Origin of the sequence: Massilia aurea, from assembly GCF_040790145.1 — a bacterium.
Classification (GTDB): domain Bacteria; phylum Pseudomonadota; class Gammaproteobacteria; order Burkholderiales; family Burkholderiaceae_D; genus Telluria; species Telluria aurea_C.
This window is the reverse complement of record NZ_JBFMMP010000002.1, coordinates 385,709-409,009: the sequence shown is the minus strand read 5'-3', so window position 1 is coordinate 409,009 and position 23,301 is coordinate 385,709. Positions and strand designations below refer to the sequence as shown.

At 64.9% G+C, this 23,301-nt stretch carries 17 protein-coding genes; 8 read left to right on the top strand and 9 right to left on the bottom strand.

The genetic code is table 11. The features are described from left to right. Positions 1 to 16: 16 nt before the first annotated feature. Together AB2N08_RS06375 and AB2N08_RS06370 are read right to left on the bottom strand one after the other, a co-directional pair. Positions 17 to 547, bottom strand: coding sequence for a YggT family protein (locus AB2N08_RS06375; RefSeq protein WP_367609791.1), 531 nt, complete (start codon positions 545 to 547; stop codon positions 17 to 19). Positions 548 to 662: 115 nt separating this feature from the next. Then, the gene (locus AB2N08_RS06370) at positions 663 to 1,088 is read right to left on the bottom strand and encodes a histone (RefSeq protein WP_367609790.1); all 426 of its coding nucleotides are present in this window, start codon (positions 1,086 to 1,088) and stop codon (positions 663 to 665) included. Between the two features lie 7 nt (positions 1,089 to 1,095). Here AB2N08_RS06370 and AB2N08_RS06365 point away from each other — a divergent pair, with 7 nt between their 5' ends. Further along, positions 1,096 to 2,106, top strand: coding sequence for a hypothetical protein (locus tag AB2N08_RS06365; protein WP_367609789.1), 1,011 nt, complete (start codon positions 1,096 to 1,098; stop codon positions 2,104 to 2,106). Positions 2,107 to 2,620: 514 nt separating this feature from the next. Here AB2N08_RS06365 and AB2N08_RS06360 read toward each other — a convergent pair. From AB2N08_RS06360 to AB2N08_RS06350, 3 genes are all read right to left on the bottom strand, one after another. Further along, positions 2,621 to 3,052, bottom strand: a complete 432-nt coding sequence (locus tag AB2N08_RS06360; RefSeq protein WP_367609788.1) for a hypothetical protein — start codon at positions 3,050 to 3,052, stop codon at positions 2,621 to 2,623. 63 nt (positions 3,053 to 3,115) lie between these two features. Continuing rightward, positions 3,116 to 4,825 carry a PQQ-dependent sugar dehydrogenase gene (locus tag AB2N08_RS06355; protein ID WP_367609787.1) on the bottom strand — a complete coding sequence of 570 codons (1,710 nt, stop codon included), beginning with the start codon at positions 4,823 to 4,825 and terminating at the stop codon, positions 3,116 to 3,118. 66 nt (positions 4,826 to 4,891) lie between these two features. After that, positions 4,892 to 5,575 carry a helix-turn-helix transcriptional regulator gene (locus AB2N08_RS06350; RefSeq protein WP_367609786.1) on the bottom strand — a complete coding sequence of 228 codons (684 nt, stop codon included), beginning with the start codon at positions 5,573 to 5,575 and terminating at the stop codon, positions 4,892 to 4,894. A 75-nt stretch (positions 5,576 to 5,650) separates the two neighbouring features. Between AB2N08_RS06350 and AB2N08_RS06345 the strand changes: the two genes are divergently transcribed. Further along, positions 5,651 to 6,064, top strand: coding sequence for a VOC family protein (locus AB2N08_RS06345; protein ID WP_367609785.1), 414 nt, complete (start codon positions 5,651 to 5,653; stop codon positions 6,062 to 6,064). 17 nt (positions 6,065 to 6,081) lie between these two features. On the opposite strand, the gene AB2N08_RS06340 is transcribed toward AB2N08_RS06345, so the two are convergent. Continuing rightward, positions 6,082 to 6,642, bottom strand: a complete 561-nt coding sequence (locus tag AB2N08_RS06340; protein WP_367609784.1) for an Lrp/AsnC family transcriptional regulator — start codon at positions 6,640 to 6,642, stop codon at positions 6,082 to 6,084. 346 nt (positions 6,643 to 6,988) lie between these two features. Between AB2N08_RS06340 and astA the strand changes: the two genes are divergently transcribed. From astA to AB2N08_RS06310, 6 genes are all read left to right on the top strand, one after another. Beyond that, on the top strand, positions 6,989 to 8,044 hold the full coding sequence (astA, locus tag AB2N08_RS06335; RefSeq protein WP_367609783.1) for an arginine N-succinyltransferase: 1,056 nt from the start codon (positions 6,989 to 6,991) through the stop codon (positions 8,042 to 8,044). Between the two features lie 281 nt (positions 8,045 to 8,325). Next, complete coding sequence (locus tag AB2N08_RS06330; RefSeq protein WP_367609782.1) at positions 8,326 to 10,539, top strand: TonB-dependent receptor; 2,214 nt, start codon at positions 8,326 to 8,328, stop codon at positions 10,537 to 10,539. Positions 10,540 to 10,547: 8 nt separating this feature from the next. Further along, the gene (locus tag AB2N08_RS06325; protein WP_367609781.1) at positions 10,548 to 12,029 is read left to right on the top strand and encodes an amino acid permease; all 1,482 of its coding nucleotides are present in this window, start codon (positions 10,548 to 10,550) and stop codon (positions 12,027 to 12,029) included. A gap of 26 nt (positions 12,030 to 12,055) precedes the next feature. Continuing rightward, complete coding sequence (locus tag AB2N08_RS06320) at positions 12,056 to 13,462, top strand: amidase family protein (RefSeq protein ID WP_367609780.1); 1,407 nt, start codon at positions 12,056 to 12,058, stop codon at positions 13,460 to 13,462. Between the two features lie 24 nt (positions 13,463 to 13,486). Beyond that, a complete protein-coding gene (locus AB2N08_RS06315; RefSeq protein ID WP_367609779.1) occupies positions 13,487 to 15,121 on the top strand; it encodes an alpha/beta hydrolase fold domain-containing protein in 1,635 nt (544 codons plus the stop codon). Continuing rightward, the gene (locus AB2N08_RS06310) at positions 15,118 to 17,328 is read left to right on the top strand and encodes a prolyl oligopeptidase family serine peptidase (RefSeq protein ID WP_367609778.1); all 2,211 of its coding nucleotides are present in this window, start codon (positions 15,118 to 15,120) and stop codon (positions 17,326 to 17,328) included. The genes AB2N08_RS06315 and AB2N08_RS06310 overlap by 4 nt, the downstream gene beginning before the upstream one ends. A 160-nt stretch (positions 17,329 to 17,488) precedes the next feature. On the opposite strand, the gene AB2N08_RS06305 is transcribed toward AB2N08_RS06310, so the two are convergent. The 3 genes from AB2N08_RS06305 to AB2N08_RS06295 all read right to left on the bottom strand — a co-directional run bounded on the left by AB2N08_RS06305 (position 17,489) and on the right by AB2N08_RS06295 (position 22,805). Further along, the gene (locus tag AB2N08_RS06305) at positions 17,489 to 18,388 is read right to left on the bottom strand and encodes a hypothetical protein (protein ID WP_367609777.1); all 900 of its coding nucleotides are present in this window, start codon (positions 18,386 to 18,388) and stop codon (positions 17,489 to 17,491) included. A 119-nt stretch (positions 18,389 to 18,507) separates the two neighbouring features. Beyond that, positions 18,508 to 19,614, bottom strand: a complete 1,107-nt coding sequence (locus tag AB2N08_RS06300; RefSeq protein ID WP_367609776.1) for a ribonucleotide-diphosphate reductase subunit beta — start codon at positions 19,612 to 19,614, stop codon at positions 18,508 to 18,510. Between the two features lie 245 nt (positions 19,615 to 19,859). Next, the gene (locus tag AB2N08_RS06295) at positions 19,860 to 22,805 is read right to left on the bottom strand and encodes a ribonucleoside-diphosphate reductase subunit alpha (protein ID WP_367609775.1); all 2,946 of its coding nucleotides are present in this window, start codon (positions 22,803 to 22,805) and stop codon (positions 19,860 to 19,862) included. Positions 22,806 to 23,301: the final 496 nt, after the last annotated feature.

Sequence of the window (23,301 nt, the reverse complement as noted above, 5' to 3'; positions counted from 1 at the left end):
CATGTTGCACCAATGTTCAAGCGTACCCGAACACCTGGCGCAGCACGAACAGCAGGATCTGGATGACCACCAGCGCCACCAGCACCGACAAGTCCATGCCGCCGATCGGCTTGACCACTTTACGGATCGGTTGCAGCAGCGGCTGGTTGAGGGCGTGCACGAACGGCGCCAGCGGCGCATTCGGATTGACCCAGCTGAAGATCGCTTCGATGATCAACAGCGCCATGAAGCCGTACAGGATCCAGTTCAGGAAGCGGTGCAGCGCGTACAGGAGCATCATCTCGCCACTGGCGCCGGCCAGCAGCAGCACGGTGCTGGCCACGAGGACCACCAGGAAGGCGCCGATGAGGCTTGCCCAGTCGTAGCCGCGGGTGCCGGGCACCACGCGCCGCAGCGGCATCACCAGCCAGTCGGTGATCGTGTGGACGAACTGGCGAATCTGGTCGGGCATGCGCACGCGGATGGCATTCGTCCAGAAGCGCAGCAACAGCACCCCGCCCAGCAGGCCTGCGACGATATCGACGATAAACTGAAGAATGGACAGCACGGACTCTCCTTAAAAAAAAACCGCTGTGCGAAGAATCACACAGCGGCATTGTGCCTGAAGCGTGCCCTGCCTGCCACGCACCTGAAGCGCGCCGCAAGCAGGACGACGTTCGCAATTACGGACGGCTGCTGGTCGGGAACGGCCAGGCGGTTGGTGCGATCACGCTCTTTGCAGGCGTGGCCGCTGGCGCTGCCGGCGCTGCAGCAGGCGTCTCGCCCGCTTTGGCTTCGGTCGCTGCCGGCTTGGCTGCTGCCTTCTTGGCCGCTGGCTTCTTCGCTTCCGGCTTGGCGTCGGCTTTCACGTCGGCTTTGACTTCCGGCTTGGTATCGGCTTTGACGTCGGCCTTCACCTCCGGCTTGGCGACGACTGGCTTGGCAGCCACCGGCTTGGCGACAGCTGGCTTGGCCGCGACAGTCTTGGTAGTGACGGTCTTGGTGGCGGCAGGCTTGGCGGCGACGGTTTTGGTTGCAGCTGGCTTGGCAACGGTCTTGGTAGCGGCAGGCTTGGCGGCAACGGTCTTGGTCGCAGCAGCTTTGGTCACGGCTGGCGTGGCTTTTTTCACTGCTGGTTTGGCCGCGGTTTTGGTCACGGTCGCTTTTTTCGCGACTGGCTTGGCGGCGGTTTTAGTAACAGTCGTTTTCTTGGCTGCCGGTTTGGCGGCGGCTTTGGTGACGGTTGCTTTTTTGGCCGCAGGTTTTGCCGTTGCTTTGGTCGAGGCTGCTTTTTTGGCCACCGGTTTGGCGGCTGCTTTGCTGGTGGTGGCTTTTTTAGCGACCGGCTTGGCTGCTGCTTTGGTGGTTTTAGCGACTGGCTTGGCGGCGGTTTTCTTTGCTGCCGGCTTGGTTGCCGATTTAGCGGTCGATTTGGCTGGCGATTTAGCTGCCGACTTCGTGGCCGATTTAGCGGTCGACTTGGTTGCCGACTTGGTTGCTGGCTTGGTAACTGCCTTTGCTGCAGTTTTCTTGGCTGCAGGTTTAGCTGCTGGCTTGGCTGCTGCTTTCTTCGCTGCCGGCTTTGCCGCTGGTTTCGCTGCCGCTTTCTTGGCTGCTGGTTTCGCTGCAGCTTTCTTCGCTGCTGGCTTGGCCGCCGGTTTGGCTGCTGCTTTCTTTGCGGCTGGCTTTGCTGCCGGCTTTACAGCCGATTTAGCAGCGACTTTCTTTGCTGCCGGCTTGGCGGCAGGTTTTGCAGCGACTTTCTTGGCGGCCGGCTTGGCTGCGGTTTTAGCGACGGCTTTCTTTACTGCCGGCTTTGCTGCTGGCTTGGCGGTCGATTTAACCGGTGCCTTGGTGGCAGTGGTTTTGGTCGCGGCGGTTTTGGTTGCCGTGGTTTTTTTTGCAACAGGTTTCGCCGTGGTTTTTGCCACTGGCTTGCTCACAGCCTTGGCTGCCGGCTTGGCTGCTGACTTGGTGGTGGTCTTGGTCGCGGCTTTTTTCGCGACTGGTTTCGGTGCTGCAGCCTTTGCGGTCGACTTCGTCGTGGACGAAGGCGCGCTCTTCACTGCTGCCTTTACAACTGTTTTTTTAGCGGTTGCCATTTTAATTCTCCTTCATCTGCGATGAGAAATACGCTCAGGGTTTAAAACCCGCCCGGCCATTGTTGACCCGCGAGTTATTCATCGGCGCAAACCGTCAATCGATATGCGCCAATGAATCCGGCACCGGCTGAACTGCTGCAACTCCTCACAGTTGCAGCGCTTCAGCCAACGTCGACAGGTTACTGTTCCAGCGTCGTCACATCGCTACCCTTGCGGGTGCGAAAAGAAAAAGCCGCCTTGCCTGAGCAATTGGTCAGGCAAGGCGGCTTGTTCTTTTCGCTTCGCTTCCGTGCATACTGTTTGGTTCAGCGCCCTATTATTCGATCGATTTGCCCGATGCCCGCGACAATATCACATCTTCTCGATTTGACAAATTCAATCGCGTAAAGTACGTGCATTCTTTGTGTGTGCGCAACCGAGAATCTGAAACACGTCGCGCGATATGATCAACCGAATTGGCACGGCGCGCCTGAATTGACGGGGATTCTGCAATGCGGCGCGGCCATTAGCGCGCCATTTCAACCCGTCGTTAAATCGACTCACAGATCGAACGGCCCGAACCAATAGATACTGTCGATGACCCCGCCTCTTTTGGCAATATAAGCCAGGCGCGTTTGGCAATTGACGAATAACGAGTGAAACGTGCCGTCGAGTTGGCGCGCCATCCGGTCCACCGGATGGCTGCCAAGCGGCACCCGGGAATCCAGCTGCCGCTGCGCCGCCTCGGTCGACGCGCCGGGCGTGGCCGCGACGGTCATCTCCTTTGCCACCAGCTTGAAGCCGCTGTTCCGGCCCCGCGCGAGCGCGCGCTCGTCCAGCGCCACGCACGCTGCGTCCCGCGGCCCGCCTTCCATATAGTCTTCCAGGACCAGCGTCGGCCTTGTCGGCGTGGACGCCGTGGGCGGCGTGCCGGCGCAGCCGGTGAGCAAGGCGGCGCAGCAGAGGGCCAGCGTGATCGTCGTCGGGTTCATGGTCGTCCAGTGGGTGGCGGAGTGACCATCGTAGCGCAGGCGCTACCGCTCGCGCACATTTCTTCAGCGCTTGGGCGCCACGCGCCACAGCGTGCCGCCGGCATCGTCGACCACCAGCAGCGCGCCGTCGCGCGCGACCTCGACCGCTGCCGGCCGGCCCCATACATCGCGGTCGCTGACCACCATGCCGCTCATGAAGTCCTGGTACTGCCCGGTGGGCACGCCGTTCTTCATGAACACGCGCACGACCTTGTAGCCGGTGCGCACGCCCCGGTTCCACGAGCCGTGCAGCGCGACGAACACGTCGCCCTCGTACTCTTTCGGGAACGCGCTCGCCGCTCCCTTTGGCGCGTGGTAGGCCACCATGCCCAGCGGCGCCGAGTGGGCCTGCAGCAGCACGTCGGGCACGATCGTCTTGCCCTTCAGGTCGGGCCGGTGGCCGGCCAGGCGCGGGTCTTCGTTGTCGCCGATGTAGTACCACGGCCAGCCGTAGAAACCGCCCTGCTTCACGCGCGTGAGGTAATCCGGCGGCAGGTTGTCGCCCAGTGCATCGCGCTCGTTCACATTGCACATGACGTCGCCCGTGGCCGGCAGTACCAGCAGGCCCACGCAGTTGCGCAGGCCCGTCGCGAACGTGCGGCGGTGCTTGCCGTCCGGGTCGAACGCCATCACGGTGGCGCGGTCGGTCTCGACGCCCCAGGCAGCGCCCAGGCCGTGCTGCTGCTCCCACTGCGCGAGCGGCGCCGGCGGCGTGCGGCCGATGTCGGCGGCGACGTTGGTGGCCGAGCCGATTGACAGCAATAACGTCCGGTCGTCCTTCGAGAATGCCAGCGTGCGCGTCGTGTGCCCGCCGCTGGTCTCGGACAGTTCGGCCACGATGATTTCAGGCTCACCGCGCGCTGTCAGGTCGCCGTTGCGGTACGGGATGCGCACCACCGAATTGACGCCGGCAACATACAGGTACTGCGGATTGGCGCCGGACGGCCAGAACGCCATGCCGTACGGGCGCGCCAGGCCGGTTGCGAACACGCCCGCGCTGTCGGCCTTCTTGCCGTTTTTCGAGCGCAGCACCTTGATGGCGCCAGCGCCGGTCGCCGCCAGGAACACGTCGCCGTTCGGCGCGCGCAGCGCCACGCGCGGCTTGTCGGCGTCCTGCGCAAACACGCTGACGGCAAAACCCGGCATCACGGTCGGCAGCGTGCCGTTGGGGCGCGCCTGCACGCGCGCGCTGTTGCCGGCGCTGTCGGTGGCAAATGGCGCGGCCAGGTCGGTCGGCTTGATGTGATAGAGCTTGCCGGGCTGGTTCTCGGTCCAGGAGCCGCTGCGGGTTGCTGGCTGTGCGGAAGCTTGTGCGGCAACTGGCGCGGTGGCAGCGCCCTGCAGGCTGGCCAGGTAGTCGATCAGCGCGCCGCGCATGGTCGCGTCCGGCAAGCCGACCGGCATCGTGGTGCCGGGCACGCGTTTGGCAGGATCGAGCAGGAACACATCGAGTTCGGCGCGCGTCCAGTTCGTGCCTGCCGCGCCGGCCTTGGCCAGCGCCGCCGAATAGTTGAACCCCGCCACGCCCGCCGCCTTGCGGCCAACGACGCCGAACAGGCCGGGACCGGCCAGCGGCGCCAGCGCGGCGTCGACCGTGTGGCAACTGGCGCAGTTGTTCTGGAAGATGGTGCGGCCGGCGGCGACGTTGGGCGCAGCCTTGGGCGCAGCCTGGGCGACAGATACCATCGCCAGGCCGGCAAACGTGAGGGCGAGCGACAGGGAGTTGGCGTGCAAAGGTGTCTCCTGGTTGGACGTGAAAAATCGTCATCATAGGTCAACACCGATCGTCTGTGTACGTAATTACCTGGCGTCGAGAATGGCCCGGTAGTCGCGCAGCAGCGCCGCCCGCCGTGGCCGGAATGTCGCACCGGTCGGCGCCAGCGCGGCGATGCGCTCGGCGCGGAACATACGAAAGTCGTCGCGCAGGCAGCAACGCGCCAGCACGACCAGCATGCCGTCGAGGTAGACGATGGCCAGCGGCCAGATGGTGCGCGTGCTGAGGGCGCCATGGCGGTCGCGGTAATCGATCGCCAACGCTTCTTCGCGCCAGCAGCAGGTGCGGATCGTGGCCATGTCGGGCAGGCTGGTAAAGCGCTGGCCAAAGCGGTGGACCTGCGACACCGCATGCAGCAGATGCTGCTGGCCGAGCGACGGCAAGGTCGCCGCCACCTTGGCCAGCACCGCGTCGGCCGCCAGCGCCAGCGCCGGGTCGCCCATCTGCCGCACTTCGCCCAGGCCCAGCGTGAGCGCCTCGATCTCGATGCGGCTGAACGTGCGCGGACGGAGCGTGCCGTCGTCGACCAGGGTATAGCCGAACCCGCGCTCGCCGCCGATATCGGCCCCGCCCGCGCGCAGCGTCTCGATGTCGCGGTAGACCGAGCGCACCGAGACGCCGGTAGCGTGCGCCAACTGCGCTGCCGTGACCGGTGACGGCAGGCGACGCAAGGCATCTAGCAGGTGAAACAGGCGGTTCGGACGGGACATTGGCAACTGACAGGAAGTGACAGGAGGGATTGCTATCGTAGCACCTGTCTTCTCAACCAACACAAGGAGTTATTCATGTCCGTACAAACGACCACCCACCTCAACTTCCAGGGCCAGGCGCGCGCCGCGCTGGCCTTCTACCAAAGCGTCTTTGGCGGCCAGCTGCTGCAGTTCACGTACCAGGATGCGGGCCGCACGGCCAATCCGCTCGACCTCGACCTGATCGTCTGGGGCCAGGTCGAGGCGCCCAACGGCTTTCGCATCATGGCCTTTGATGTCGCCAGCGGCGCGCCGTGGCAGCAGGGAGAAAATGCGTTCTACGTGTCCCTGCGCGGCGACACGCAAGAAGAAATCACGGACTTGTGGGGCAAGCTGGCCGACGGCGCGGCCGTCGTGCATGATCTGGCGCCGTCCGGCTGGTCGCCGCTGTACGGCATGCTGAAGGACCGGTTCGGCGTCGTGTGGGTGGTCGACGTGATGACGGCTTGACGGCTTGACTCTCCGGATCAGCGCGCCGTAATCTGCGGCGCGTGTTCGATCGCCGGCTCGCTTGCCTCGCGCACGCGCGCCGGCTTCTTCGCATCCCTGGCCGGCTCCTTGATCAGCTGGTAGCCGCTGAACGACTTCATCTCGTCCATCAAAAAATGCGACACGATCTTCTCGACGCCGTAGCCGCCATTGAGCAGGATGAGCATCACGCGCTTCCATTCCTGCATGTCGTCGACGACCGCGCGCAGCATGTAGTCGTACAAACCGCTGACGCGGCACGATTCGACGATCTCGGGCAGGCCGGCGATGCAGTCGTCGAACGAACCGAAGTCGCTCAGGGTATGACGCTCGAACGACACCTGCGCCATCACGATCAGCACGTTCTGGATCTTGTCGACGGCGATCTGCGCCCGATAGGCCTTGATGAAGCCGCGGTCTTCGAGGTCGCGCACGCGGCGCAGGCAGGCGCTGGGCGAAAGCGCGACGCGGTCGGCCAGCGCCTGGTTGGTCACGCGCGCATCCTGCTGCAGCAGGTCCATGATCTTGCGATCGATGCGGTCGATGTCTTTCTGGGTCATGTCGGGTAACGCTCCTGGTGGCGTGCGCGTCATCGGCTTCATGCAGCCGGCAGCGCCGCTCTACTGCCGAGTGCAAGATCCATGCCCATTGCAAGGTGCAGGAACTGCCGAAATCGCGGGGCGATACCGCTGGAATCGGCCTTAAATACCCCTGGCGACGGCGTGAAACTTGCGCGCACTCGATAAAATACCATGTCAAATCAAGCACCTGCAAATTCTTGAGGACGCCTGCGGCGATTGGACGGACAGCCGGTTTCACCCTACCCTTTTCGTCTCTGCCAACAACCACGGAGTCCGGCATGCTGCCCCACGTCCCTACCCACCTCCAGCGCTGGCCAGGTGCATCATGCTAGTCGTGCGCACCGCGCGCCCGTCCGACCTCGATGGCGTGCTGGCCCTGGCCGAAGCGGCGGGCGCCGGCATGACCACGCTCAAGGCCAACCGCGAAGCCCTGGGCGAACGTCTCGCGCTGGCGCAGGCCTCGTTCCTGCAAACCGTCCCGCTCGAACAGCGCGACTACGTCTTCATCCTCGAAGATTGCGCCAACGGCCGCGTGGCCGGCATCGCCGCGATCAAGGGCGCGGTGGGCCTGGATGAACCGTTCTACAACTACCGCCGCGGCACGCTGGTGCAGTCGGCCGCCGCCGCCGACGTCTACGTCAAGCACGAGGTGCTGTACCTGTCGCACGACCTGACCGGCTGCGCCGAACTCTGCTCGCTGTTCCTGCACCCGGACTACCGCCGCGGCGGCAACGGCAAGCTGCTCTCGAAAAGCCGCCTCCTGTTCATCACCCAGTTCCCGCACCTGTGTGCGCGCACCGTGTTCGCCGAGATGCGCGGATTCCAGGACGAACAAGGCGTCTCGCCGTTCTGGGAAAGCATCGGCCGCACATTCTTCGGCATGGATTTCGACCGCGCCGACGATCTGTGCCAGCCCGGCGGCAAGAGCTACATCGCCGAACTGATGCCACGCTATCCGATCTATACCTGCCTGCTGTCCGAGGCCGCGCGCGCGGTGATCGGCCAGACCCACGTCGACACCGCGCCGGCGCGGCGCCTGCTGGAACAGGAAGGCCTGCAGGCCAGCCAGTACATCGACATCTTCGACGGCGGCCCCGTGCTGCTGGCCGACGCCGCGTCGCTGCGCGCCACGCGCGAAAGCGTGCAGGTGCGCCTGGGCGAGCCGCTCGAGCGGCCCGGTGGCGACGGACAGTCACTGGCCTGCACCACGCGCGCGAGTGGTTTCCGGGTGATTGCGACCGGCGCTGCGGCGACCGACGGCGCGCTGCGTTTGACGCGCGCCGAACAGCATGCACTGCAATGCGACACCGGCTGCACCATTCGCGTGCTGCGCATGGCCGCATCGCCCCCCGCGCCTCAGTTTGGCGCACGCATGAGCTAAGGCGATTTTCCCCCGTGGTGCAGGAACTGCGTATTTCAACGGTCCAATCGCGCCGGTTCTGCGTTTATGGGGTGGCCGGATGCGGCGAATCTGCTGTTCGCGATAAAAAAGGCATTACAACTCAATGACATAGGTGATGCTGGGTAGCGCCGGGGAGGATGGACTAACCGCTGCGATTGACCCTACAGTGGAACGGCATTGCAACACCGGCATTCAGCCGCATGAGAGCTGGAGCCGCCCTTCCCAACACGCTGCCCCACTGCTACGGAAAGTCACCTGGAATGAAACCAAGATCTTCTGCACTGCTGCGTCACACTGCCTGTTCGCTGGCGCTGCCCCTGAGCCTGTTCGCCGGTCAGGCCCACGCACAAACCTCCACCGCTGCCCCGGCCCCGGGCACGGACAAGGCCCCCGCCGCGAGCGCGCCGGTCGAAGAAGTCGTGGTGGTCGGCAAACGCGGACAGAGCGTCGCGAACATCGCCGGCGGCGCCAGCGTCATGAGCGGCACCGACCTGACCAGGATGGGCGCGCAATCGTATGCAGACTACCTGGGCAAGCTGCCGGGCGTCGTCTTCAACGCCGGCCCAAGCGGCAACTCCACCGCCGTCATCCGCGGCGTGGGCACCACCGCAGGCCTGGACCAGGGCCAGGGCCCGACCGGCTACTACATCAACGAGATTCCGCTGAGCGAGCCCGGTTACGCGGTGTCGATTCCCGACATCGACACCTTCGATGTGAGCCGCGTCGAAGTGCTGCGCGGCCCGCAAGGCACGCTGTACGGCGCCTCGTCGCTGGGCGGCGCGATCAACTACGTGGCCAAGGAAGCCGATGCCGGCGGCGTCGACGCCGCCGTCGAAACGTCGCTGAGCACCACCAAAAATACCAAGAGCATCGGCTATACCGGCAAGGCCATGCTCAACGTCCCGCTGATCAAGGATGAACTGGCGGCGCGTTTCGTCGTCAGCCGCCGCGAGATGCCGGGCTATCTGGACAATATCGGCATCAACCGCAAGGGCAGCAACGACAACAAGGTCGAAGACGGCCGCGTGTCGGTGGTCTGGACCCCGGGCGCCCACACGAAACTGAGCTGGCTGAGCCTGTGGCAGGACTCGGACGCCGACGACGCGTCGTACCGCATGACGCGCTACGGCGAACTCGAACGTTCGACCTCGCTGCCGACCAGGTTCGACCTGAACTTCGCGCTGCACAGCGCGCGCCTCGATCACGACTTCGGCTTCGCCAAGCTGACCGCCATCGCCGCGCAGAACAAGAAGACGCAGACCCTGCACTTCGACTACACGCCGTACTACGGCGGTTACCTGGGCACCAGCGACCCGCAGCTGTTCCGCCAGCTGGGCGAGAGCGACACCCGCAACTACGAGCTACGCATGGCATCGCCCACCGGCGGCATGTTCGAATGGCTGATCGGCGCGTCGTACCAGAAGACCAGCAAGCGCTTCGACGAAGACCTGTCGGCGCCGGGCGCGAACGCGGTATTGGTGCCGCAAGTGGGCGCCGACCTGGTACGCGGCGACTACTATTACTGGGGTTACGGGAATATCTGGGGCAACGAGAAAGCTGTGTTCGGCGAAGCCTCGGCCAATCTGGGCGCCTGGAAGCTGACCCTGGGCGGGCGCTGGTTCGACACCGAAGTGACGAACGACGACTATCGCTACGGCGCGCTGTTCGGCACACCGCAAATCACGCCGATGGGCCGCCAGGCCGAAGACGGCTTCTCGCCGAAGGTCTCGCTGAGCTACAAGGCCAATCCGGACCTGCTGCTGTATTCGGTGATCTCGGAAGGCTACCGCTTTGGTAATCCGAACAGCATCTTCCCGCTGGCCGGTTTCGACACGCCAGCCGGCTGGAACAGCGACTCGCTGCGCAACTACGAAGCGGGCGTCAAGACCGCCCTGCTGGGCCGCCGCCTGAAGCTCGACGCCTCGGTGTTCTACATCGACTGGGACGACCTGCAGGTGCGCCTGTTCCGGCCCGACGGTTTCACCTACGGCACCAACGCCGGCAAGGCGCGCATCCGCGGCGCCGAATTCTCGGGCAGCTACCGCGCCACCGACAACCTTGACCTGAGCCTGAACTACACGTTCCTCGATGCCAAGCTGGCGCAGGACTTGCTTGAAGCATCGGTACCGCTGCGCAGCGGCCAGCAACTGCCGGGCGCATCGAAACATCAGGTATCGAGCTCGGTGAGCTATCGCTGGAACAACGCGTACACGCCAAGTCTCACCCTCAGCGGCCGGTACCTGTCCGACGCGCCGGCGAACCTGCAGCAGCCAGATCAACGCATCAATGGCTTTTCCAGCTTCGACGCGCGCTATGCCATGTGGTTCGATAATCTGGAGGTCAGCTTGTTCGTCAATAACATCGCCGATAAACGCGGCGTCACCATGAGCTATGGGAACGAAGACCTGTTCGGTCAACAGGAATTCGTGATCCGTCCACGTACCGCGGGCGTGCGCCTGCACTGGCGCCTGTGAGTTCCGTCATGACGACATCCGGCGCATCGGGCGCATCCGGCCTGCGTCCCAGCCTTGGCTGGGGAGGGCTCCTGGTCCTCGGCATTGCCAATATCCTGGGCGCCGGCGTGTACGTCATGACCGGCACCGCCGCGGCCCGGTATGCCGGTCCGGCGGTGACGATCTCGTTCGCGATCGCCGGCTTCGCCTGCCTTCTCGTGGCCCTGTGCTACGCCGAACTGGCATCGAGCATGCCCGAATCCGGCTCGGCCTACACCTACTGCCGCCGCACGCTCGGCGGCGGGCCGGCCTGGTCGCTGGGCTGGCTGCTGTTCCTCGAATACAGCGTGGCCGCCTCGCTGCTGGCGGTCGGCTTTGCCGGCTACCTGGGCAGCCTGCTGGGCGACTTCGGCGTCCAGCTACCGGCGGCGCTATCGACGCCCCTGGTCGTCTCCAGCCTCGAGAGCGGCAAGCATGTGCTGTCGCTCGGCAGTGGCTTCAACCTGATCGCGGCGCTGGCCGTGCTGTGCGCCGGCGGCATCGCGGCGCTGGGCATGTCGCGCTACTCGATCGTCAGCACCCTGCTGGTGGTGCTGAAGGTCGCCGTGCTGGTGAGCTTCATCCTGGTCGGCGCCGTCGCCGTCGATCCATCCAACTGGGCCCCATTCGTGCCGCCCAACGAAGGCGGCTTCACCTACGGCTGGGAAGGCGTCGCACGCGGCGCGTCGCTGCTGTTCTTCGCCTTCCTCGGCTTCGAGACCGTCTCCACCGCCGCCGCCGAAACGCGCACGCCGCAGCGCGACGTCCCGATCGGCATCCTCGGCTCGCTCGCCGTCTGCACGCTCTTGTATGTGCTCAGCGCTTTCGTGCTCACGGGCCTGGTGCCGTTCCGCGAACTGGGCGTGCCCGACCCGATCGCCCTGGCGGTCGACCGCATCGGCATGCCGGCGTTTGCCATCCTGATCAAGGTCGGCGCCCTGGCCGGCCTGGCTTCGGTCTTGCTGGCCAATGCCTTCGGCCACTCGCGGGTGTGCTACGCGATGTCGCGCGACGGCTACCTGCCCAAGCTGTTCTCATGGGTCCACCCATCGCGCCATAGCCTGGCCAAGGGCAACCTGGTGCTGGCCGCAATTGCAGCCGTCAGCGCGGCGCTGCTGCCGATCTCGGTCATGGCCGACCTGATCTCGTTCGGCGTGGCCTTCATGTTCGCCATGGTCGCCGTCAGCCTGATCCACATGCGCAATACCCAGCCGCATCTGGAGCGGCGCTTCCGCGTGCCGTTCGGCGGCGTGCGCATTGGCGGCATCTGGTTCGGCGTGGTGCCAGTGCTGGCAATCGTCACCAGCTTCGTCATGACGATGCCGGTGGCGCTCGACATCATCGGCCAGGCCAGGCGCGGCGACTGGCTCTCGAGCATCCTGCTCGGCGTGTATGCCGCCATCGGTATCTCGCTCTATCTGTTTTATGGCCGCCCGCGCGCGCGCCGTTTCGCGACGCCTTCACACACCTGATTTCTCAACTTAAGGAACGTCCTCGTATGCTGACTCTCACTGACGCCTTCGCGTTGGGGCGCCTGGACGCCCATGACCAGGCGAACCTGGTAAGCAAAGGCGAACTCGATGCCGCCGCACTGACCGAAGCGGCGCTGATGCGCATCGAAGCGCTCGACCCGCAACTGCGCGCCACCAGCCATATTGCGGCGGACAATGCACGCGCCCTGGCGGCCAGTCTCACGGGCGGCGGTGCGATGTTCGGCGTCCCGTGGATGCCGAAGGATTCGCTCGACTATCCCGGCATGCCCACCCGTTCGTGCTCGCGCAGCCGCAGTGGCGCGCTGGCCGCCAGCGGCTACCCGTTCACGCAGCGCCTGGACGCGGCCGGCCTGGTGGCGGTGGCCAAGTCGTCCATGCCCGAATTCGGCCTGCTCGGTTCGACCGAGCCGCTGGCCGGGCCGATCACCGTCAATCCGTGGCTGCCGACGCACTCGCCGGGCGGCTCGAGCGGCGGTGCCGGCGCTGCGATCGCCGCCGGCCTGGTGCCGCTGGCGCAAGGCAGCGACGGCGGCGGCTCGATTCGCCTGCCGGCGTCATGCTGCGGCGTGGTCGGCCTGAAACCAGGCCGCGACAGCACCGTGCGCGTGCGCTCGCGCCACAACGTCGAAGACCTGCTGGTGGGCGACAGCCTGATGTCGCGCAGCGTGCGCGACACCGCCTGGGCCTTCGCCGCCACCCACCTGCAAGCAAATCGCCCGATGGTGCAAGGCGCGGCCACGCGGCGCCTGCGCATCGCCGTCATCGAACATGGCTTGAACGGCGCTGCGCCGGATGCCGACGTCGCGCAGGCAATCCGCGCGAGCGCCGACCTGTGCGCCTCGCTCGGCCACCATGTTGAAAAAGTCGGCTGGCCGATCGACGGCGCCGCCTTTTTGCGCGCGTTCGAAGACCTGTGGACGCACCTTGGCGCCGATTGCGTCGATGCCGTGCGCGCCGTCAGCGGCGGGCGCCGCCTCGAAGACCTGATCGAACCTTGGACGCTGGGCCTGGGCCGGCGCGCCGAAACGCTGCCGACCACGGCGCTGGAAGCGGCCTACCGCCAGCTGGCCAACCTGCCGGCGCAATTTTCAGCGTTCCACCAACAGTACGACGTGATCCTGTCGCCGGTGGCGTCCACGCCGGCGCCGGTCCTCGGCACGTATGGCCCGTCAGTGCCCGTCGATACCCTGATGGAGACGATGTTCGAATGGATCGCCTACACGCCGCTACAGAACATGGCCGGCACGCCCGCCATCTCGCTGCCGCTGTTCACCAACAGCGCCGGGCTGCCGATCGGCAGCATGTTCGCCGCCGATCGCGGCCAGGAAGACATGCTGCTGGCGCTGGCCTACGAACTCGAAGCGGCGCTGCCATGGCATGCGCGCTGGCCGGCCCTGTCGGTCGCCCGCTGACCAACCTGATGAAGAGTACATGCAATGAGCGACAAGTTTTCTTCCCGTAGTCCCCGCGACCTGGCCGACCTGGTGCGCAGCCAGCCGCTGGCCTGGATCGTCTCCGGTGCTGCCGGCAACCTCGCAGGCAGCCTGACAGCGACCGTGCTGCCTTTGCAGCTCGAATGCGACGACGCCGGCCAGCCGGTGCGCCTGCTCGGCCACTTCAGCCGCAATAACGACCAGTGGCGCCAGCTGCAGGCGGCGCCGCGCGCGACCGTGCTGCTGATCGGCCCACAAGGGTATATTTCGCCGTCGTGGTTTGACGACCGCACCCAGGCGCCGACCTGGAACCACGCCAGCGCCGCCTTCGACATCGAGGTCGAGATCTGCGACACACCCGACGACGCTGAAGCCCTTTTACGCGGCCTGGTCGACGACATGGAAGACGGGCGCCCGGGCGCCTGGCACCTGGAAGACATGGGCGCGCGCTATCACAAGCTGGCCGGCGGCATCGTCGGCTTTCGCGCCCGCATCCTGGGCGTGGCCAGCCGCTTCAAACTGGGCCAGGACGAGCGGGACGACGTGTTCGCCGACATCGTGCGCGGCCTGGATCTGACGAATGGCCAGGAACTGGCCGACTGGATGCGCCGCTTCTCGACGCGCGACGCCGCCGTCACCAACGTGGCAACGGTGCCGCCGCCATCGACCCTCGATCCGGACATCATGCGCTTCATCGACAATGTGCGCGATGCCGGCCGCGCGCTGACCGCCGGCCGCACGCTCGACTGGCCGGGCAAACGCATCGTGGCCGAGCAATCGCGCCTGCCATGGCAGGCCGGCGGCCCGGTCATCGCCAGCGTCACCGAACGCATGGCCGACACCGAAGCCGGCCCGGTGCGCCTGCGCTTCTACGATCCGGCCCCGGGCACCGTCAAGCCGGCGCTGGTCTATATGCACGGCGGCGGCTGGGCGCTGTTCAGCATCGACACGCACGACCGCCTGATGCGCGAGTACGCCGAAAAAAGCGGCATGACGGTCATCGGCGTCGATTACGCGCTGGCGCCGGAGGCGCGCTATCCGGTCGCGCTGAACCAGGTGGTCGGCACGGTGCGCTGGCTGCGCCAGCACGGCGCCGGATTGAATATCGATACCGAACGCCTGGCACTGGGCGGCGACTCGGCCGGCGGCAGCCTGTCGATGGGCGCGGTGCTCAAGCTGCGCGACGCCGGTGAGCCGGACGCCATCAAGGCGGTGCTGAGCATCTACGGCGGCTTCTCGCCCGACCCGTCCCCAAGCGCGCGCCAGCGTTACGGCACGCCGGACGACATGCTCACGTCCGACGAAGTCGACGAATTCTGGGCCAACTACATCGGCTCGGTCGCGGATCGGCGCGACCCGTACGCCGTGGCCGTGCTGGCCGACCTGCGCGGCCTGCCGCCGGTGTTCCTCGTGATCGCCGAATGCGACGTGCTGGCCGAGCAGAACCTGTTGATGGCCGGGCGCTTCCTGGAAGCGAACGTTCCCGTCAAGGTCAAGGTATATCCTGGCGCCCCGCACAGCTTCATCGAAGCCATGGAAGTGTCCACGGTCGCTGCCGGCGCCATTCTCGACGGCGCCAATTGGCTGCGCGAGACGCTGCACTTTTCTTCAACCGCAACCGCCAGGGACGCCGCATGACCGACCGCCGCCAATTCATTTTCCGCACCGGGTTGCTCGCCGCTGGCGCCTTGAGCCCGGCGCTGGCGCTGAGCGCCGCCGCCAACAAGGCCGCGCGCCCATGGCCGCTGCCGCCGCAGCACCGCCGCGTGCCGACGGATGTCGCCGGCCTCGGTTACTCACGCATGGACGATTACGGCTGGTTCCAGCCAAAGGACTGGCACGCAGTGCTGCGCGCGCCCGATGCGCTGGACGCGCCGATCAAGGCCGCCGTCAAGCTCGAAAACGACTACACCGACGCGATGCTCGCGCCGTCGGTGCCGCTGCAAAAAACGCTGATCGCGCGCATGGAAGCGCTCGACGCGATCGGCGGTGCACCGGTGGAGATCCGTAGCGGCGACTACCTCTACTTCGAGCGCACCCGCAGCGGCAGCGACTATCCGGTGTACCTGCGCCGGCCCGTCAAGGGTGGCGCCGAGCAGGTGCTGCTCGACGTCGAGCTGGAAGCCAAGGGCAAGAAGCACTACAAGATCGGCTGGATCGCGCCGCAACACAGCCAGGACGGGCGCCTGTTCGGCTGGTCGGTCGACCAGACCGGCTCGGGCATCTTCGCCATTTTTGTGCGCGACATCGCCAGCGGCAAGCTGCTGGTGTCGGACATCACCAATGGCCACAGCGGCTTCGCGTTCTCCCCTGATGGCACCTACCTGTACTGGCTGGGCCGCAGCGACAAGGGCCGTCCATCGACGATCTTCCGCCGCGAAATCGGCAAGCCTGGCGACACGCTGATCTACGAAGAAAAAGACCCGGCCTTCTTCATCAGCATGCGTACCACGGCCGCCGGCGGCTACGTCGCCATCAAGATGTTCAATGGCGACCTGACCGAGGTGCGCCTGGTGCCGATGGACCGCCCGACCGCCGAGCCGTTCGTCGTGCAGCCGCGCACGCAGGGCCTGCGCTACGACGTCGACGAATGGAACGGCAAGCTGTTGATCCTGACCGACGCCGACGACGCGATCGACTTCAAGCTGATGACGGCGGGCGCCGGCCAGCCTGGCCGCGCCAGCTGGCAGTCATTCGTCGCGCACCAGGCGGGCCGCTTCATCGCCGCCGTGCACCCGTTCAAGGACCATCTCGTGCGCGAAGAATGGCGCGACGCGCTGCCACGCCTCGTGGTCATGACGCCGGACGGCAAGGAGCGCGAGATCGCGTTCGATGAGGCGGCGTACGCCGTGAGCGTGCCGCCCGGCCAGGGCTGGACCTCGCCGACCATGACGTTCGGGTATCAGTCGCCGCGCACACCGCGCGCCGCGTTCATGCTGGACCTGGCCAGCGCCAAGTCAACGCCAAACGCCGCCAAGCTCATTTCGACCACGTTCGACCGCGAACGCTACGACGTGCGGCGCTTCTCGGCCAAGGCCGACGACGGCGCGATGGTGCCAGTGACGGTGTTGATGCGCAAGGGCCAGAAGCTCGACGGCAGCGCCCCGCTGTTCCTGTACGGGTACGGCTCGTACGGCGTGACGATCGATGCCGAGTTCTCATCGAGCGCCGTGGCGCTGGTGGACCAGGGCTGGATCTACGCCACCGCCCACGTGCGCGGCGGCGCCGAACGCGGCACCGACTGGTGGCGCTCGGTGCTCAAGCACGGCAAGAAGAAAACCTTCACCGACTTCATTGCCAGTGCTGAGGGACTCATCGCCGGCGGCTACACGAGTAAAGGCCGCATCGTCGCGCACGGCTACTCGGCCGGGGGCCTGTTGATGGGCGCGATCTACACGATGCGCCCCGACCTGTGGGCCGGCGTGATCGCGCAGATGCCGTTCCTGGACGTGCTCACGACCATCGAACACTTCGACATCCACCCGCTGGGCATGACGCCGTTCCCGATCTGGGGCGATCCGCGCGTGCCGGAAGACCACGCGTACATGGCGACCTATTCGCCGTACGACCATCTGCAACAGGCCGCGTATCCCGCCTTGCTGGCGGTGGGCAGCGTGGCCGACGACCGCGTCGCGTTCTGGGAGCCGCTCAAGTTTGCGGTCAAGGCGCGTGGTCTCACCACGGCGGGCAACCCGATCCTGTCGCGTACCCTGCTGCATGCGGGGCATGGCGGTGATCCGGGGGCCGGTGCGCATCGGACGCAGCAGGCTGCGTTCATGGGCTTTGCCATGTGGTCAGCAGAGAAGCGCTGGGGCGTGGTGCCGCAGGGGCCGCAGGCGGCGTAATTCACGGACAGCCTTGGCACCTTCGGCTCGTCGTTCCCGCGGAGGCGGGAACCCAAGGTTTATGCGTTACCACTTATATCAATCGTAGTGGCCACGTTGAGGACTGGGGTTCCCGCCTCCGCGGGAACGACGGGTAGTGAGGCAGTGGGTCCCTGTCGATCTACCTCTCCCCGCGCAACAAACCCCGCAGCCGATCAAGCAAGTCGAAATCAGTGATATTGATATTCTCGCGCCAGACCAGCACCCATCTATCGACCGGGACGAACGCGCTGTCGTCATCGGCCACCGCGACGCTCGACGACATCAGCATCAAACCGATGATTCGTCGATCCAGTCCACGCAGGCTGTTCTGCACCACATCCATCTGCTCGTCGATAAACCGCGCCAGGCGATGATCTGCCGCGCCGACCATCGCAGAGCGCGCCAGCGTTGGCGGCGCCTGCCCGGCCGGCGTGATCAGCGCTGACGCATCGAGCGCCACCAGGCCCCGGCTTCTTGGACCTGGCCGGCCATCGAGGGCGGACAACAGGCGCACGCACGTCGCCGTCACGCCGGTTGCAATGTCATTACTTGGCTGCAGCCGATGGGGAACGACGTGAAGATAATGGCGCCCCATGGCAAAGCCGGTATTGCCGGCGCTGCCAAACGAGGCCGCGCCAGTGGCTTGCTGAAGATAGGCGGCTGTCCGCGCCCTGAACAGCGCGTCGCGCGCCGGACGCGGGCCGGTGCAGCGCGCGTCGTCGATCCGCACCGGCCCGCCTGCGGCCAGGCTGAGCTGGGCGATCAGGCCACCAAGCGCGTTTTGTGCGACGGCCCTGAACGCACGGTGGATCTCGATGAACGCCATGACGTCGTAGGCAAACGTGGCGATCATCGGCGCCAGTTCGCGCACGCCGAGCTTTCCGCGCCCGCCAACGGCGGCGTCCCATTTTTCGGCCATCTTGCGATAGGCCGCCAGTCGCCCCGCTTCGACCTCGACGCCGAGCGATTGCATCCACGCGAGCGCCGTCCCGAGCTCGTCGATCAGCTGCGCGCTTCCGCGGCTCTCATGACTGTCCATATGCGATCTCTCGTCAGAATGACATGCGACTGCAAACAGCGCGGACAAAAAGAAAGCCCGGCTGAACCGACGCCGGGCTATCTATGTTCTATCTGATGGCAAGCGCGTACGCCACCGCATCAATCCCAGCTCAGCGTACCGCCAGTCTGATACTCGGTCACGCGCGTCTCGAAGAAGTTACGCTCTTTCTTCAAGTCGATCATCTCGCTCATCCACGGGAATGGATTTTCTTCGTTCGGGAACAGCGGCTCCAGGCCAATCTGCACCGCGCGGCGGTTGGCGATGAAGCGCAGGTAACCCTTGAACATCGGGGCGTTCAGTCCCAGCACGCCGCGTGGCATCGTGTCTTCGGCGTAGCGGTATTCCAGGTCGACCGCTTCCAGGAACAGGGCCTTGATCTCTTCGCGGAATGCCGGGGTCCACAGCTGCGGGTTTTCCATCTTGATCGTGTTGATCAGATCGATGCCGAAGTTCACGTGCATCGACTCGTCGCGCAGGATGTACTGGTACTGCTCGGCGGCGCCGGTCATCTTGTTCTGGCGGCCCAGCGCCAGGATCTGCGTGAAGCCGACGTAGAAGAACAGGCCTTCCATCAGGCAGGCGAAGACGATGATCGACTTGAGCAGCTTCTGGTCCGCTTCGGTCGTGCCGGTCTTGAATTCAGGGTCGGTCAGCGTGTCGATGAACGGGATCAGGAACTGGTCCTTGTCGTGGATCGACTCGATCTCGTTGTAGGCGTTGAAGATCTCGGCTTCGTCCAGGCCCAGCGACTCGACGATGTACTGGTACGCGTGGGTGTGGATCGCTTCTTCGAAGGCCTGGCGCAGCAGGTACTGGCGGCACTCGGGGGCCGTGATGTGGCGGTAGGTGCCCAGCACGATATTGTTCGCGGCGAGCGAGTCGGCCGTGACGAAAAAGCCCAGGTTGCGCTTGACCAGGCGGCGCTCGTCTTCCGACAGGCCGTTCGGGTTTTTCCACAGCTCGATATCGCGCTGCATGTTCACTTCTTGCGGCATCCAGTGGTTGGCGCAACCGGCCAGGTATTTGTCCCATGCCCATTTGTACTTGAATGGCACGAGCTGGTTCACGTCGGTCTGGCCGTTGATGATGCGCTTGTCGTCGGCGTTGACGCGTTTTGCCACTTCGGCGGCAGGAGCGGCGTCGAGGTTGACGTCGGCTTGCGGAGCGCGCGGGGCGCTGGTTGGTTCGTCGTCCCAATTAAGCATGGTGGTTCCTTCTATGGTGCACTGGCGCGGGGACTGCGGCAGGACACGTTGATGCGGTGGTTGTTCGTGTTGTCGGCCGCTCGGGCCCTTCTCGCGTTGCCATTTGCAGGCACACTTGGGGGGAGCAATGCCAGCGGCATTGCTCCCGCCTTCGCGGGAAGTCGGTTCTGCCAGTGGCAGAACCGACGGTTTTGAGGGTACTGGGGAGAGCCGGCTTTTTAGTCGGCTCTCTTGTCCTTACCCGATTACTGGCAGGCTTCGCATTCCTCGAAACCGTCGTCGCCCGGACGCAGGTAGCACGCGGCGCCGTCTTCTTCTGCCGCTGCCGTCGCCGTCGCCGAATTGGCCGCCGGTGCTGCCGCCACTGGCGCTTTCTCGCCAGCCGACAGGCCACCCGACAAGCCGCCCGAGACCGACACGGCGTTCAGCGCGCCGGTGCGGGTGGTCGACTTTTCCAGGTGCGTTGCGGCGATCGTGCGGAGATAGTAGGTGGTTTTCAAGCCACGCAGCCACGCCAGTTTATAGGTCTCGTCCAGCTTCTTGCCCGAAGCGCCAGCCATGTAGATGTTCAGCGACTGGGCCTGGTCGATCCACTTCTGGCGGCGCGACGCGGCGTCCACCAGCCATTTTGGTTCGACCTCGAACGCCGTCGCATACAGGTCGCGCAGGTCTTGCGGGACGCGGTCGATTTTCGACAGCGAGCCGTCGAAGTACTTCAGGTCGGCGATCATGACTTCGTCCCACAGGTCGCGTGCCTTCAGGTCGCGCACCAGGTACGCGTTGATCTCGGTGAATTCGCCCGACAGGTTCGATTTCACGTACAGGTTCTGGAACGTCGGCTCGATACAGGCCGAGACGCCGATGATGTTCGAGATCGTCGCGGTCGGGGCAATCGCCACGCAGTTCGAGTTACGCATGCCGAACTGCTTGATACGCTCGCGCACCGGGGTCCAGTCCATCGTCGACGACGTGTCTTGTTCCAGATACTGGCTGCCGCGTTCTTCGGCCAGCAGCTTGATCGAGTCTTGCGGCAGGATGCCGCGGTCCCACAGCGAACCGGTGTAGGTCTCGTAGCGGCCGCGCTCTTCGGCCAGTTCGGTCGAGGCCAGGTAGGCGTAGTAGCAGACCGCTTCCATCGACGTGTCCGAGAACTGCACGGCCTTGTCGGACGCAAACGGGATGCGCATCATGTGCAGGCAATCCTGGTGGCCCATCACGCCCATGCCGACCGGACGGTGACGCAGGTTCGAGTTGCGCGCTTTTTCGACGGCGTAGTAATTGATGTCGATGACGTTATCGAGCATGCGCATTGCGGTGCGGACCGTCTTTTGCAGCTTGACGTGATCTAGGCCATCGCCCTTCATGTGCTGCGGCAGATTGACCGAGCCCAGGTTGCAGACGGCGATTTCGTCGGCGCTGGTATTCAGCGTGATCTCGGTGCACAGGTTCGACGAGTGCACCACGCCCACGTGCTGCTGTGGCGAGCGGATGTTGCATGGGTCCTTGAACGTGATCCATGGGTGACCGGTTTCGAACAGCATCGACAGCATCTTGCGCCACAGGTCGAGCGATTCGATCTTCTTGAAGACGGCCATCTCGCCGCGTTCGGCCTTGGCTTCATAGGCCAGGTAGGCTTGCTCGAAGGCCTTGCCGGTCAGGTCGTGCAGGTCGGGCGTCTCGGATGGCGAGAACAGCGTCCAGTGCGACTTTTCCATCACGCGCTTCATGAACAGGTCGGGAATCCAGTTCGCCGTGTTCATGTCGTGGGTGCGGCGGCGATCGTCGCCCGTGTTCTTGCGCAGGTCGAGGAATTCTTCGATATCGAGGTGCCAGGTTTCCAGGTAGGCGCACACCGCGCCCTTGCGCTTGCCGCCCTGGTTGACTGCCACCGCAGTGTCATTGACCACTTTCAGGAACGGGACCACGCCTTGCGAGCGGCCGTTGGTGCCCTTGATGCGCGAACCGAGGGCGCGCACTGGCGTCCAGTCATTGCCCAGGCCACCGGCGAACTTCGACAGCAGCGCGTTCTCCTTGATGGCGTCGTAGATGTCTTCCAGATCGTCGCCGACGGTGGTCAGGTAGCACGACGACAGTTGCGAGCGGCGGGTGCCCGAGTTGAACAGGGTCGGGGTCGAGCTCATGAAATCGAACGACGACAGCAGGCTGTAGAACTCGATGGCGCGCGCTTCGCGGTCATCTTCGCGCAGGGCGAGGCCCATCGCCACGCGCATGTAGAACGCCTGCGGCATTTCGATGCGCACGTCGCGCACGTGCAGGAAGTAGCGGTCGTACAGGGTTTGCAGGCCGATGTAGCCGAACTGCAGGTCGCGGTCGGACACGATGGCCTTGGCCAGGCGCTCGAGGTCGTACTTGCCCAGTTCTTCGTCGAGCAGCTCGTTGGCGATGCCCTTGGCGATGTATTGCGGGAAGTAGGTCAGGTATTCGGCAGCAGCGCCGGCTTGCGCCACTTCGCGGCCGAAGACTTCCTTGCGGATCGTGTGCAGCAGGATGCGGGCCGTGACCTGGCTGTAGGCCGGGTCTTTTTCCATCAGCGCGCGCGCAGCCAGGATGGCCGACTTGTGCAGCTCTTCGACCGGCACGCCGTCGTACAGGTTCTTCATGGTCTCGGCCAGGATCGCGTCGGCGTCGACGTGTTTTTCCAGGCCGGCGCAGGCGGCGCCGATCAGGTTGATCACGGTGTTGATGTCCAGGGGGTAGCGCTGGCCGCCATCGACGACGTGGATCTGCGGCGCGACGACGGCGGTGCCGCCGGCGGCTTCTTTCGCGGCGCGGCGCTCTTCCATGCGCTTGGCGCGGTACAGCACGTATTCACGGGCGACATCGTGTTCGCCCGAACGCATCAGCGACAGCTCGACCTGGTCTTGCACGTCCTCGATGTGGAACGTGCCGCCGTTTGGCTGGCGACGCACCAGCGCGGCGACGACGTTGCTCGTCATCTGCTCGACCAGCTCGCGGATGCGGGCCGAGCCGGCGCCCTGGCCACCGGCGATCGCCAGGAAGGCCTTGGTCATCGCGACCGAGATCTTGTGCGGCTCGAACGCCACCACCGAGCCGTTGCGACGGATGACGCGGTAGTCGCCACGGGCGACGATATCGGCCGGGGTGGCGCCGGCGGGCGTCGAACCTGGGGTGGTGTGCGGGTTGATCGAGATGTTCTGTGCTTGGTGCATTGAGCCTCCAGGAGAGCGGACGGGCCGCCGTTTGTCGTCATGAAAACCGCCTGACGCTGTGCACGCCCCCGGTCCCCGAACAAACAACTAGCAAATATGTCGCAAAAAAATTAGCAAAACGAATCCCTGCCAGCCGGTGGCCAACATGGGCAAACCAGAAAAGCAGGGCGAGAATAGTCAATACAAGTGCAGTGTGGCGTGTTCGAAAACAGCTTGCTGACAAGGGAACACCGGAGAGATCCTGGCGCCATCTTGGGATGCTTATCTGGAGAATTATCTGGAAATTATCTGCATAAGCATCTGGATAAGTCTCTGGATAACTATCTGGATAACTTTTCGATGACTACCACTACATCTAGTGCCCAACCTTGATATGAGACTAATTGTAGTACCTCAAACCTTGAGCGGCAAGTGAATAAATGCTCAATTTTTGGCGTTTTTAACCGTGTGAACTCTTGACTTTCAAGGGTCCCCCAAACGACGGGCGGCGCGCGGT

Excerpts from the sequence above, each read along its gene's own strand:
- AB2N08_RS06360 (WP_367609788.1), bottom strand. The coding sequence starts at position 3,052 with ATGAACCCGACGACGATCACGCTGGCCCTCTGCTGCGCCGCCTTGCTC.
- AB2N08_RS06350 (WP_367609786.1), bottom strand. The coding sequence starts at position 5,575 with ATGTCCCGTCCGAACCGCCTGTTTCACCTGCTAGATGCCTTGCGTCGC.
- AB2N08_RS06345 (WP_367609785.1), top strand. The coding sequence starts at position 5,651 with ATGTCCGTACAAACGACCACCCACCTCAACTTCCAGGGCCAGGCGCGC.
- AB2N08_RS06340 (WP_367609784.1), bottom strand. The coding sequence starts at position 6,642 with ATGACCCAGAAAGACATCGACCGCATCGATCGCAAGATCATGGACCTG.
- astA (WP_367609783.1), top strand. The coding sequence starts at position 6,989 with ATGCTAGTCGTGCGCACCGCGCGCCCGTCCGACCTCGATGGCGTGCTG.
- AB2N08_RS06330 (WP_367609782.1), top strand. The coding sequence starts at position 8,326 with ATGAAACCAAGATCTTCTGCACTGCTGCGTCACACTGCCTGTTCGCTG.
- AB2N08_RS06325 (WP_367609781.1), top strand. The coding sequence starts at position 10,548 with ATGACGACATCCGGCGCATCGGGCGCATCCGGCCTGCGTCCCAGCCTT.
- AB2N08_RS06320 (WP_367609780.1), top strand. The coding sequence starts at position 12,056 with ATGCTGACTCTCACTGACGCCTTCGCGTTGGGGCGCCTGGACGCCCAT.
- AB2N08_RS06315 (WP_367609779.1), top strand. The coding sequence starts at position 13,487 with ATGAGCGACAAGTTTTCTTCCCGTAGTCCCCGCGACCTGGCCGACCTG.
- AB2N08_RS06310 (WP_367609778.1), top strand. The coding sequence starts at position 15,118 with ATGACCGACCGCCGCCAATTCATTTTCCGCACCGGGTTGCTCGCCGCT.
- AB2N08_RS06305 (WP_367609777.1), bottom strand. The coding sequence starts at position 18,388 with ATGGACAGTCATGAGAGCCGCGGAAGCGCGCAGCTGATCGACGAGCTC.
- AB2N08_RS06300 (WP_367609776.1), bottom strand. The coding sequence starts at position 19,614 with ATGCTTAATTGGGACGACGAACCAACCAGCGCCCCGCGCGCTCCGCAA.
- AB2N08_RS06295 (WP_367609775.1), bottom strand. The coding sequence starts at position 22,805 with ATGCACCAAGCACAGAACATCTCGATCAACCCGCACACCACCCCAGGT.